Below are 12,197 nucleotides of genomic sequence, written 5' to 3' on the forward strand. Positions count from 1 at the left end.
TGGGTGATGTTATTCATAAATTAATGTAACCTTTACAGCAGCGGAAACGTTTGTAATAACGAGTAAAGCTTACGAAGTTAGAACTACTGCAAGTGACGGAACCAGCCACTCAACAAAGAGCAATTCCTTTTAGGAGGTATAAGTATGAAGAACAAAAATATCACGACGAAATGGACGATCCTGCTGAGCAGTACGGTGCTGGCGGCGTGCCTATTATCGGCCTGCAACAACAATAACTCAAATTCGAATGTGAATTCGTCGCCAAGTCCTACGGTATCGGCGTCGCCAACTCCGTCGGAATCGCCTAGTGCGGAAGCAAAACAAGGAAAAGGTGTATTTGTCGGCTTGGCCGACTCACATACGGTTGAGATCACAGTGGATGGCGAAGCGGCTGCCTATCAGCTGGGAGAAGGAACGGACAGTGCGGTGGCTGCTCTTAAAGAAGGCGATAACGTAAGCTTCGAGTACACGGAAGCGGCTATCGAGGGCGATGCAACGGCTAAGCTGCTCACGATCACCAAGATTGAGAAAGCAGCCGGAGATACGCCAGCCGTCAACGAGCTTCCTGCAACAAAGGACTTTAAGTTCCAGCTGGAGGGCAATGAGGAGACCCGTACCGGTACGCTTGCCAAAGGCGACGGTTACGCGCTCTACATCTTCGAGCAATTTAAATTCGATGCGGCGGCTAATAAGCTGATCATGAATGTAGACAACGATTATTACATTGAGATCAGCAAGCTGCCGGAAGGGTTCAAGCTGGACGATGTGAAGGCGGATGCGGAGAAAGAGCTCAAATCCGTAGGCGATGTGCAATCGATCGATCAGAAGGATTCGAAATCGATGATTGGCGACGTTGATTTGATGCTCAAAGCGGCAAGCAATAAGCTGACGAAGGAAGTTATCGTGAAGACGGTGGACGGTACTAGCTTCCTGTTCAAAGTCAATCAACCGGTAGGGGAGCCAACCGAAGGCTTTGGACCGCTCGCCTTTACTTCGATGGGTTCAATAGCAGCGCAATAGGGTAATAGAAGATGAACAGCCTCCGGGGAGCTTAGCGCTCTTCGGGGGCTGTTTTTTTCTCTGTTGAGGAAGGAGAAGGGCGGTTGGCTGGTTCGATGTTGCGATGCCATGGCATGATAGCCAGGAACACGAGCTTCATTGCACGAAATGCAGGATATAGGGCTTAATTGGCGGTTGCGGTTAAACTACATTGCACGGAGTGCAGTATATTTCGCTCATTTGGTCCATTTGGTCTGTTCTGAGTGGGATATGCTGTATTCCGTGCAGCATAATACTGGCTACTGGGCTGGTGGCTGTCAATATGCTGCATATTGTGCAACTTAGCAGAGGGATGAACCCTAACATTTGCAGGTTTGGACTGGGAGAGCAGGCTATGCTGGATTCTAACCAATAAAAAAGCTCAAAAATAGTAGAATGCTTGACCCTACCTTGGATCTCCGCCAACGTAACCGGCCTGTTTTATGCGGAAAAGCGCGATACACAGGTTTTTACTGTATCCAATCTAACGTAGGCGCTGAGCTGGAGCCTCTCTTAGCATTTACGCTGTACAAAATCCAACGTACCGAGAAGCGTGTAAGAGGGAAGGACGCTAGGGGAGTGCATGCACATGGGATCTTGTGCGAGGAAAACGTGAAGGTAGTGGAGGGGGCGCGAAAAGCGTGAGTGAGCGTGTATAGAAAAATAGCGGCCACGGAGTACAAGTCTCCTTGGTCGCTATCTGTTTGACGCCATTAATGATTCTGCCGGAACTCGCTCGGCGAGATCTGGAAGTGCTTTTTGAACACGCTCGAGAAATAGGTCGAGTCTTCGAACCCGACGGTCTGGCAGATCTCCGAGATCTTCATGTCCGTGTTGCGCAGCAGCACCTGCGCTTTCTGCAGCTTAAGCTTGTTGACGTAGCCGGTGAAGGTTTCGCCGGTTTCTTTTTTGAACAAAGTGCTCAGATAGCTTGGGTTCAAATGAATGTTCTCCGCCACCTGCTTGATCGACAGATCGCTGTCCAAATAATGCTCTTCGATATAATCAATCGCCTGTTGAATGCTGTTCACATACGGATTGGCCTGCTGCTTCCAGCGGTCCAGCCGGGTCTCGAAGTCTTGGCAGGCTGCCTTGAACCAGCTCTTCAGCTCCATGCTTCCCGGAAGCTGGTCAATCGTCTGCAGCAGCGACTCGGCCGATTTGCCCTGATGGCTGAACAGTCCGAGCACCTCGGAAATCTGATCCAGCGCAAGGGAGTGATTGATCACCAGAAACTTGCCGTCCGTCAGCTGGAGGGAGCCGGCTTGCCCGCCAACCTTCTCGAAGTAGTCATGCAGAGCTTGAAGGTCCCCGGAGATAATGAGCGACATGATCTCGTTTTTCACCGCTTCGACGGCTTGATGCTTGCTTGACCGGTCCGCTGTCTGCGGAACCGTTGGCGCTAACACGCGCTGTTCATTATAGGAAGCATAGGCAGACATCAGCTGATCGACGTCCATACATGGGCCAAGCGGGATACTTTCGATAGCAATGCCTAAATATTCGCGTACGGCAAGCTCCGCATGCTCTCGCCAGCAATCCGTCTTCAAGTCGGAGGATGCCGACAGAATAAACTGGTCTTCCTTCAGAATAAGCAGCTTGGCATCCGCCTCCTCGCTTAGCGCCAGCTCCTGGACGATGTTGTAGATGCCGTATTGAAGCACGTATAGATCGTCGGCACCGTAATTTTTACCCTCCGGAAAATAATCCGTAATCGTCACCAGCCACAGCTGGCAACCTTCGAACATGCGGAGGAAATGCGAGGTCAGCTCCTGATTCATCTGGTACTTGAGCAGAATCGAGCGGAGCAGATGCTCGCGCGTCGTCTGTTGATCCTTGCGTTTTGCCTGCAGCTTCTTGGAGGCGCTGCCTAGAATGCCTGAAATATCCTCATCCGAGCAGGGCTTGAGCAAGAAATCCATCGCTCCGTACCGGATGGCGGATTGCGCATATTGAAAATCCTGAAAGCCGGTAATGATGATAAACAACGTATCCATCCCATGCGAATGAATGCGCTCCGCGAGCTCAATCCCGTTCATAACGGGCATGTGAATGTCCATCAGAATGAGATCGGGCTTCAGCTCCAGCGCCTTCTGCCAGCCTTCCTCACCGGTCTCGGCTTCTCCGATGACGGTCCAATTCCTGCTCTGCGAGATCATAAACTTCAGCCCCTCACGGAAATTAGGCTGGTCCTCTACAATTAAGACGGTTCCCTTCATACGGAGTCCTCCTTGCTGATCGGTAAAATAAAGCTGACGGTTGTTCCGTCACCAGGCCTGCTGTCGAAATGCAGCCCGTATGGCGCGCCATAGACGAGTTGGATTCTTCGTTCCACGTTATGAATGCCCAGATGATTGCCGTGAACATCGCGATCACCCGCCGCTAACTTAAGCAGCATCTCTGGCTTAATCCCTTTGCCGTTATCCGTTACGTCCACTCTCAGATGCTCCTGCTCCTGATAAACGTGAATCCGCAGAAGCTTCTTGTCCGCTTTTGTCTTATCGGCAAAGGCATGGACAAAGACGTTCTCGACCGCCGGCTGGAGGAGCAGTCGCTGCATTTCCAAGCAGAGCAGATGCTCGTCCGTTTGGATATCCAGCTCGAGGTCGGGGTGGAAGAGGGACATCTGAATATTAATGTAGCTCTGCAGCTGCTCCAGCTCCTCGCGCAGCGTACTTGGCTGCTCGATCGGCTTCAAGGAGTATTGCAGGATTTTCGAGAGCGATTGGATGATGCCGGCCGTATCCTTGGCGTTCTGCAAATACAGCTTCCAGTAGATTTCGTTCAATATATTGTACAAGAAATGCGGATTGAGCTGCGCCTGGATCGCCCTTAGCTCCGCTTCCTTCTCCCGCAGCTGCTTGAGCAGCACCTCGTCAACCAGCTTCTGAATGTTGTCGGCCATATCGTTAAACGACTCTCCTAGAAAAGCCAGCTCATCCTTGGAGCGAACCTCGACGCGGGCGTTCATCTGGCCCGACCGAAGCCGCCTCATCCCGGATACGAGATTCCCGAGCGGCCGAAGCAGCCTGGTGCTGGTGAGTGTCAGGAGCAGGCCGGCCAGCAGGATGCTGAACAGGCCGGATAGCGCAATGGTTTTCAAAATATCGGCGTTACGCTTGTCCAGAGCGCTTAGTCCCAATCCGCTGATCAGCTTGAAGATGCCGGAATCGGAGGTGTTTTTCACGAACAGATAATTGCCTTGGCCGGTAGACTGAACAATCGATGCCCGTTCTTCCTGGTCATGCTGCAGCGGAATGACTTCCGGTGAATCCTGCTCTTCGTCGGCGTTAACCTCCTGGCTTCGCTGGCTGAACAACAGACGATCCTTGCGGTCAAGCAAATAGACGATGCCGTCATCTTGTCCGATGTCGTCAATGACCTCGGAGAAAAAGCCTTCGTCCAGCACCAGTACCAGCGTACCGTACGTTTCCTGGTAGGTGCTCTTCATTTGGCGGGCGGCAATAATCATATAGCGGTAGCCGCTTGGGTCGGCCGAGCTGGCCAGCTTGAGCCGGAACCAGGTCAAGGCGCCGTTGGTGCCTTCCAGCTCCTGATTAATAATGCTGCGGGTAGGCTTCTCCAGCATGGAGACGGCGCCGTAATTCGCATTGTAGTAGCTGTCGCCGCGCAGATTGTAGATGAACATCGCGCGAATATGGGGCGCATCAAGCTTCGCCTGCGAGACCATGTCGTACATGAGCTGCAGCTGCTCGACTTTATCTTCGTTATTTAAGGAGTTCGTCAAGATCTTCACGACGGTAGGGTGGAAGACGATAGACTGCGAGATCCGTTCAACCTCATGGATATTCTGGTTGATCCGCTGAAGCGCCTGCTTGTTGTTTTGCAGGAACTGGCTGCGGATTTCCTCGCGGAACATGTTCTGATTGGACCGGTACACGATGATTCCGGTTATAGAGGAAGTTAGAATGACGATCAGCGACAGGCTGAGAATCAGCTTGACGACAAGACTTCGGGTATGAAACGGCATAACAAAGCCAGCCTCCTTACAAGATCTAATTTTAGCTAAAGTTCCTCCAATTAAAATTAAAGAAGTACCCTTTGCAAACGGATACACTGGTAACAGGTCAAAGGTTAACAGTAACTTGAAAGGAGGGAATAGCTTGAAATCAGCATCTAAGAAAGCCTTGTTCAAGAAAAATGTGCCTCTAATGTTGATGTTTGCTCCGGCACTTGCATATTACTTGATTTTTAGATACTTGCCAATAGGCGGGCTTGTCATCTCCTTCGAGAATTACAACTTCTTCGATGGCGTGTTCCATAGTCCTTGGGTAGGCTTCAAAAATTTCGAGATGCTCTTCAGCAACGACAAGACGCTCCGGATTATTTGGAATACGTTATGGCTCAGCGTGCTGAACTTGGTCGTTGGCTTCCCGGTACCGATCATTCTGGCGCTTATGATTAATAGCGTTAGACGTTCATGGTATAAAAGATTCGTTCAGACGGTCGTTTACCTGCCGCACTTTTTCTCCTGGGTTATCGTAGGCGGCATGGTCATTACGCTGTTCTCGATGGAATCGAGCTTCCTGAACCATTGGATTGAGGACAAGTATGGCGAGCCGTATCCGTTCCTGTACAAAACCTTCTCCTGGGTGACGATCTTCGTAGGATCGGGCGTGTGGAAGGAGATGGGCTTCAGTACGATTATTTATCTGGCTGCGCTTACGTCGATCTCGCCGGCCCTGTACGAAGCGGCGGCGCTGGACGGGGCAAGCAAATGGAAACAAACCTGGCATGTTACGCTGCCCGGCATAAGAGGCACGATCATCCTAGTGCTCATTCTCTCCATGGGACGAGTCTTAGAGGTTGGTTTCGATCAAATCTACAACCTGCGGAATGCCATGGTATCGGATATTTCCGAAGTGATTAGCACGTATATCTATACCCTCGGCATCCAAGGCGGACAATTCAGTCTGACAACGGCGCTTGGTTTGTTCGAATCGGTGGTAGCCTTTATTCTTATTCTGGGCGCAAACCTGATCGCCAAAAAATTCAATAGCAACTTGTTCTGAGGTGAAGCGAAGATGAGAGAATCTTATGGAGACAAAATAACAAGAATAGGGATTTCGATTCTCCTGCTGCTCATTTCGATCTCGTGTCTAGCTCCCGTCATTAACATTCTATCCATCTCCTTCAGCGGTAAGCAGGCTGTCGAGTCCGGTCAAGTATTGCTCTGGCCAATCGACGTAACCCTGCAAAGCTATTCCGCTTTATTCGAAGGAACGCGGGTGCTGGCTTCACTGTGGAACGGGGTTGTTATGACAGTTGGCGGCGTCCTGATCTCGATGGTGTTTACGATCTGTGCGGCTTATCCGTTATCGAAGGGCTACTTCTTCGGCAGAAGAACCTTTACGCTGATGCTGCTCTTCACGATGGTCTTTACAGGCGGCTTAATACCCACTTATCTGGTAGTGAAAAGCTTAGGCATGATCGATTCGTATTGGGCGATATGGATGCCGGGTGCGGTCAGCACGTATAATATGCTCATTATGCGTTCCTATTTCGAAGGCATCGAGCCGGAGATCGAAGAGGCTGCCCGGATTGACGGCTGCAGGGAGATGTCCCTGTTATTCCGGATTGTTCTTCCTCTGTCCATGCCGGTGATCGCAACCTTAATCCTATTCTATGGCGTAGGCTATTGGAACAACTTCATGAACGTACTGATTTATATCAATTCGACCGAAAAATATACGATCACCGTTCTTATTCAGCAAATGATTGCAAGCCAGTCGCTGCTTACCGAATCGCTCGCAAACGATACGTCTGCTCTGGAATTAGTGCCTGAAGGCATCAAATCGGCCGGTATTATCGTCCTTATCCTGCCGATGGTTATAATCTATCCGTTCTTGCAGAAATATTTCGTAAAAGGCGTCATGCTTGGGTCTGTGAAAGGGTAACTAACTTTACATTATGGCTATGGGGGAATAGATAAATGTTAAAGATGACGAAGAGAAACGTCTTGCTGGCCGGCGCATCGGTAACCCTGCTAGGGGTTCTGGCAGCCTGCGGAAGCAACGACAATGCAGATAACAGCGGGAAATCGGCTGATAGCGGCAGCGGCAAAAAGCCAACGATCAGCGCAACCGTCTACGACCGTGGATTGATCGCGGCTTCCGAAGGTACGATGGAGAAAAACCGCTGGACCCAGTGGATTAACGAGAATAGCCCGACAAGCGTGAAATTTTCAGCTATTCCGCGGACGGAGTCGAAGCAGAAGCTGAATACCCTGTTTGCATCCGGCAGCGCGCCGGATCTGATCTTCGAGTTCGATCCTAACATCAAGAACCCTCTCTATGACCAGAAGCAGCTGATGCCGCTGGACGATATGATCAACCAGTACAGCACGACCTATAAGAAACTGCTGGAGGACAACCCGATTCTGAAATCGGCGGCTACCAAGTCGGACGGCAAAATGTACGAGTTCGGCAAGTTAAACGAAGCGATTCCGCAGAATGTTATCGTTATCCGCCAGGACTGGCTGGACAAGCTGAAATTAACGGCTCCGAAAACAACCGATGAGCTGTACCAGGTGGCGAAGGCATTCGCCGAGCAGGATCCCGACGGCAATGGCAAGAAGGATACGTACGGTTTGAATATTGGTCCGGGTATTACGGATATGTTCGGCGGAACCGGCTTGAATAACTCCTATGAGGACGAGAACGGCAAGCTTGTACGTACTTGGGATAACTTCAAATATTACATTGATTTTGCAAAACATCTGTATGACGAAGGCATTATCGATAAAGATTTCATTACAGACAACAACGGAGCAAAGGCGCGTCAGGACTTTCTGAACGGCAAGACGGGCATCTATTTCGTGCAAGCCAACACCAATATGTGGAATCGCCTGTGGATTACTGATTACGCGACTTTGAAGGCGAATGTACCGGGGGCGGATCTCGAAATCGTGCCAAATCCGAAATCTCCGCTTGGCCAATACACGGTCTGGATTAACAATCCGGTGCAAATGACGGCGGTCGTTAACCGGAATGCCAAGGATCCAAAAGCAATCATGGAGTACGTTGACTTCCTGTCTACTCCGGAAACCGGCAGAACGCTTGCGTACGGCCTTGAGGGCGTGCATTGGCAAGCGGGACCAACCGGATGCCCGAACCCGATCGATCAGGAAAAGAACAAGACGGAGCTTGGTTATCTAGGTACGGACTACAATATGATTTTCTCGGTCGTGAGCGGCGGAAAATGTTCATTCCTGGCCAGCAGCTTTAATCCGGACAAGCCGGATGAGAAGCTCGCGAAGGATAAGTTTAATGAAAACATGGAAATTCTGTATAAAATGATTGACGAAGGTGCCAAATTCCCTGGCCTGACGCACGTAGAGCATCTGCCTACGGTTCCGCAGGATCTGCTCGTTGACTTCCAGAATGCCAGCACGGAGATCGGTAACCTTGTTACGAAAGCGATTGTAAGCGGCCCAAGCTATTCCACGGATAAAGCAATATCCGATATGCAGGCGCTCTGGGCAAAATTTAACGGCTCGAAGCTGGACGCGTTCTACCAAGAATGGTACACGGCCAACAAAGATACGGCGCTTATGCCGGATGATATCTTCCAAATCGTGAAGGATCAGAAGGCTATTCAGGAAGAAATCTTAAAATAGAAATTTTGAAATAGAAATTTTATAAATAGAACAGCCCCCGGGGAGCTTAGGCTCTCCGGGGGCTGTTTGTTTTCTATTCGCTGAGAAAAGACGGCTATGTTGGATTTCCTTCATTAAAGTCAACCCAAAAGGGAGGCTGCGCGGCGCTATGTTGGATTCGTTCCAGTGAAATTGGCCGGAATGAGCCCAATCGGTCACTTTAAGCCAATTCTAATGTATTCAATCCAATGTAGCCTAAGCTGTCAGTCAAAAAAGCTGCATTACGCCGCATTCAAGCCAACGTAGCTAAATACTGCCGAGCGACAAGTCTGTCGCCTCTTAAGCAACGACCTTCTCAAGCTCGCCGCACCATTTGCTCCAGCCGTACTTGGCGCCATGCAGCGCTTGTTCATTGGTGATTCCGGCTTGTTCGAGATGAAGGTTAACCTTGCCTTCTCCCAAATCCAGCAGCGTCCAGGTAACCGTATGCTTCATTCCGCCGCTGTTCCACGTATAGGACAATTTATTGTGAGCATCCACCGTAAGCACTTCGCCGTCGATAATGCCATCCCAATAGTCGTTTGGCTGCGTATGGAACTGGAATTGGTGACCGACCTCGGGCTTGAAGTTATTTTCCATCGCTTCGCCGGTATGGATGTTAGCCACCCATTTGCCAAGCTTGCCGGAATCGGTCAGGGCCGACCACAGCTTCTCGATCGTTGTTGCGTACTGAAAATCCATGGATAAAGTTAAACTCATTTTTCTTCCTCCTAAAAATAATTGTGAAACAATTATTAGCTTCGTAAGCATGTGCTACTCTAATAAATGGTTAAGGCGCTGCATGTTCGTACTCCAGGACTTGCTGTAGAAGGCTGCCCAATCCTGAATCTCTTGGATGGGGGAGACGTTCAGCCGGTATCGCGTTTCCCTGCCGATTTTCCGGTCAAGGACCAGTCCGGCGCTTTTCAGAATGGCCAGATGCTTGGATACGGCTGTACGTCCCATGGCGAATTGTTTCGTTAGCTCGTGAAGCGGGACTTCCGCGTTAGCTTCGGCTAACAGGCGGATCAATTGACGCCGGGTTGGATCGGCAATGGCTTCGAATACATCCTTCAACTGGTCGTTATCGCCCACAACACTCCCTCCAAAATAGTAAACCTCATTATTGTGCTCTAGAGCTTGCGGTGCTCCGGACGCAGTGTCCACGATGCGATATTTAGCGCGGCGTAGAACAGCGGAAGGATCACGTTGAACCCGCCGGCGCCGTAATCGTGATCAAGCAGATGGGAGAATGCGGCGCCCGTCATCAAGAAGAAGATCCCGGCATGCGTCCATTCCTTTAGCCGCGGGAAACGCGGCGTCAGGACGGCAATCACGCCAAGCAGCTTCCAAACCCCTAAAATCTGCATGATATACAGGGGGTATCCCAGATTCGCGACGAGATCGACATTCCCGCCTAATTTCATCAGCTGCCCGAGACCGCTGAGCGTAAGAGCTCCTGCAAGCAGCAGAGTCACGGACCAATAGGCGACCTTTTTTCCCTGAACCTTAGTTCCTGCGTTTGCGGCTGTTACCGCTCCAACTGTTTTACTCATTTTCATTTCCTCCTCGAATGGGTTTGTTTTATGCGAGCTGCGACTTGGCTGTATGTCATTTGCTTTAATATGACACCGTTTAGTGTCGGTTTGTGCTTTCAGTATAGGACACCTTTTGGTGTCGTGTCAATGGCGTTTTGCATAAAGTTGGTAAAAAAGTTTTAGAGGAGGATGGGGGACGATGCAAACAAACGAAAAAAACCGGAAGGGGGTAAGATCCCTTCCGGTTCTGATGGAAATTCGAATGGCTATGTTCCCGGTGAACCGAGCTTAAAGCTTATTTATTATTCCGTACAGCATTTGAGCGGCTTCCGCGCGGGTCGAGGTGCCAAGCGGAACGAATTCGCCCTTCGCCCGTCCTTGAACAATGCCAAGCGCCGCAGCCTTCTTGACGTTATTCAATGCCCAAGCGGAGATGGAGGCTTCATCTTTGAATGGTTCCGCCGTCGCATCCGCAGGCTTGCCTGTCATTAACTCGTAGCCTCGCATCGCGAGCGTAACCATCTCCTGACGGGTAATGCTAGCGCCCGGGGAGAACGTTGTGCTGCTTACGCCCTGCACGATGCCGGCTTTGTAAGCCGTGGCAACGTCGGCCGCATACCAGGCGCCCGCGGGAATATCCGTGAAGGCAGGCGTTCCTTCCGCCTTCAGCCCAAGCGCTCTGACAAGCAGCGCGGTGAATTCGGCGCGGGTAACGCTGCGGTTCGGCTCGAAGGTGGATGCCGTCGTGCCGGTCACGATCTGTTTCGCGAAGAGCTCTTTGATGACGCCGGAAGCCCAGTAGCTGCTTGGGACGTCGGAGAAATTCTTGTTGATCTCAAGTATCGCGTAAGAGCTGAAATGCGAGAGCTGCGCGACATAAACGCCATTCCCGTACGTCCCGCCAACAAACTCGGGGGCTCCGCTATCCGGGAGGTAGAAGATGGACGCCAGCTTCGGATTGGTCGAAGCGTCGACCGGCAATCGAAGCGTCACGGGCTCTTTGAATTGATGCAGATCGTACGAAGTGCCGTCCGCCGCAATCCATTGCAGCTTCAGTTCGTAGATAGGCCCGCTTAGCTTGGTATCCGTGCCGAGCGTAGGCTTAGCGGCCCCTTCGACCGGTTTGACGGTGAGGGCGATCGATCCGCCCTGCAGCTGCGCGGCAGTCAATGTTTTCTTCAGCTCGGCGAACACGCCAGACGGTATGCTCAGCTCCGCTTTGCCGGAGGTAATGATGTTCAGCGCGTCTTTTCCAAGCAGCTCGTCCGTATTGGCCGGCAGCTTGATCAAGGTGGCGGATGCCGGTACCTCGATTGATTTACCACTCTTCAATTGATCGGTCGTTACGGTCAACGTGCCTTCCGGCTGGGCGGGCGGGCTGCCCGTGGAACCGCCGGATCCTCCTGATCCGCCACCCGATGAACCGATTTGAATGGAGGTGCCGTAAGGGCTGTCAATCGTGCTTGAAGCCAGCTTCGAATCGACGAGCCGGATCTTTCTGACTTCGACGTCAGCCTTTCCATTGGCAGCTGCGGTGAAGGTGAAGGAGGCAAGATCCAGATCGCCGCTGTCGCCTGGCGAGCTTCCCGACTTCGTGTGGGCGAATACGAGATGGGATTCGCCTCCTCCGTCTGCGACAACCTTAGCCGGCGTGCTGAAGCCGACCAAGGCCGTCTTTTCGCTGCCCGTCTTGAACGTCAGCAGATCGGAATCATAATACACTTGCAATTCGTAGGCATATACATCCTGCAGCTTGCTTCCTTTTACCGTTACGGTGACCTCATCGCCGCTGTTTAGGGCGCTTTTGTCGGACGTCATGGAAAAGGAGGGCGGATCGGCCGCTGCCATTGCATATTGGGGGACGAGCATGGCTATCGCCAAGCAGATCGTCGCAAGCATAGAAAGTCGTTTACGCGCCATAACAGGTTCGTCCTTTCTCTTACAGTATAACGCCGGCGAAGGCG

The 12,197-nt window shown here is 51.4% G+C and carries 10 protein-coding genes; 4 read left to right on the forward strand and 6 right to left on the reverse strand.

Features of this window, described 5'->3' with window-relative positions:
• Nucleotides 1–144 precede the first annotated feature (144 nt).
• Entirely contained in the window at nt 145–1,020 is an 876-nt protein-coding gene (locus tag PJDR2_RS01505; protein ID WP_012772268.1) for a hypothetical protein, read from the forward strand.
• Nucleotides 1,021–1,751: 731 nt separating this feature from the next.
• Here the strand turns inward: PJDR2_RS01505 and PJDR2_RS01510 are convergent.
• Entirely contained in the window at nt 1,752–3,257 is a 1,506-nt protein-coding gene (locus tag PJDR2_RS01510) for a response regulator transcription factor (RefSeq protein WP_012772270.1), read from the reverse strand.
• Complete coding sequence (locus PJDR2_RS01515; RefSeq protein ID WP_012772271.1) at nt 3,254–5,029, reverse strand: sensor histidine kinase; 1,776 nt, start codon at nt 5,027–5,029, stop codon at nt 3,254–3,256. Before PJDR2_RS01515 ends, PJDR2_RS01510 begins: the two co-directional genes overlap by 4 nt.
• Before the next feature lie 133 nt (nt 5,030–5,162).
• On the opposite strand from PJDR2_RS01515, the gene PJDR2_RS01520 reads away from it, so the two are divergent.
• The 3 genes from PJDR2_RS01520 to PJDR2_RS01530 are packed head-to-tail and all read left to right on the forward strand — an operon-like array spanning nt 5,163 to nt 8,677.
• Nucleotides 5,163–6,071 carry an ABC transporter permease gene (locus PJDR2_RS01520; RefSeq protein WP_012772272.1) on the forward strand — a complete coding sequence of 303 codons (909 nt, stop codon included), beginning with the start codon at nt 5,163–5,165 and terminating at the stop codon, nt 6,069–6,071.
• 12 nt (nt 6,072–6,083) lie between these two features.
• On the forward strand, nt 6,084–6,956 hold the full coding sequence (locus PJDR2_RS01525; protein WP_012772273.1) for a carbohydrate ABC transporter permease: 873 nt from the start codon (nt 6,084–6,086) through the stop codon (nt 6,954–6,956).
• A gap of 35 nt (nt 6,957–6,991) precedes the next feature.
• Complete coding sequence (locus PJDR2_RS01530) at nt 6,992–8,677, forward strand: extracellular solute-binding protein (protein ID WP_012772274.1); 1,686 nt, start codon at nt 6,992–6,994, stop codon at nt 8,675–8,677.
• Nucleotides 8,678–8,995: 318 nt separating this feature from the next.
• On the opposite strand, the gene PJDR2_RS01535 is transcribed toward PJDR2_RS01530, so the two are convergent.
• From PJDR2_RS01535 to PJDR2_RS01550, 4 genes are all read right to left on the reverse strand, one after another.
• Nucleotides 8,996–9,415, reverse strand: coding sequence for an SRPBCC family protein (locus tag PJDR2_RS01535; RefSeq protein WP_012772275.1), 420 nt, complete (start codon nt 9,413–9,415; stop codon nt 8,996–8,998).
• 54 nt (nt 9,416–9,469) lie between these two features.
• Nucleotides 9,470–9,790: an ArsR/SmtB family transcription factor gene (locus PJDR2_RS01540; protein WP_012772276.1), complete on the reverse strand. Its 321-nt coding sequence runs from the start codon at nt 9,788–9,790 to the stop codon at nt 9,470–9,472.
• A 38-nt stretch (nt 9,791–9,828) separates the two neighbouring features.
• Nucleotides 9,829–10,251: a DoxX family protein gene (locus PJDR2_RS01545; protein WP_012772277.1), complete on the reverse strand. Its 423-nt coding sequence runs from the start codon at nt 10,249–10,251 to the stop codon at nt 9,829–9,831.
• A gap of 270 nt (nt 10,252–10,521) precedes the next feature.
• Nucleotides 10,522–12,153 (reverse strand): S-layer homology domain-containing protein, encoded by a 1,632-nt coding sequence (locus tag PJDR2_RS01550; protein WP_012772279.1) that lies wholly within the window; start codon nt 12,151–12,153, stop codon nt 10,522–10,524.
• Nucleotides 12,154–12,197 lie beyond the last annotated feature (44 nt).

This window comes from Paenibacillus sp. JDR-2, from assembly GCF_000023585.1.
Classification (GTDB): Bacteria; Bacillota; Bacilli; order Paenibacillales; family Paenibacillaceae; genus Pristimantibacillus.

What these genes read in the sequence shown, in the direction of transcription:
- PJDR2_RS01510 (WP_012772270.1), bottom strand. Translation starts at nt 3,257, where the DNA reads ATGAAGGGAACCGTCTTAATTGTAGAGGACCAGCCTAATTTCCGTGAG.
- PJDR2_RS01505 (WP_012772268.1), top strand. Translation starts at nt 145, where the DNA reads ATGAAGAACAAAAATATCACGACGAAATGGACGATCCTGCTGAGCAGT.
- PJDR2_RS01545 (WP_012772277.1), bottom strand. Translation starts at nt 10,251, where the DNA reads ATGAGTAAAACAGTTGGAGCGGTAACAGCCGCAAACGCAGGAACTAAG.
- PJDR2_RS01535 (WP_012772275.1), bottom strand. Translation starts at nt 9,415, where the DNA reads ATGAGTTTAACTTTATCCATGGATTTTCAGTACGCAACAACGATCGAG.
- PJDR2_RS01530 (WP_012772274.1), top strand. Translation starts at nt 6,992, where the DNA reads ATGTTAAAGATGACGAAGAGAAACGTCTTGCTGGCCGGCGCATCGGTA.
- PJDR2_RS01515 (WP_012772271.1), bottom strand. Translation starts at nt 5,029, where the DNA reads ATGCCGTTTCATACCCGAAGTCTTGTCGTCAAGCTGATTCTCAGCCTG.
- PJDR2_RS01550 (WP_012772279.1), bottom strand. Translation starts at nt 12,153, where the DNA reads ATGGCGCGTAAACGACTTTCTATGCTTGCGACGATCTGCTTGGCGATA.
- PJDR2_RS01525 (WP_012772273.1), top strand. Translation starts at nt 6,084, where the DNA reads ATGAGAGAATCTTATGGAGACAAAATAACAAGAATAGGGATTTCGATT.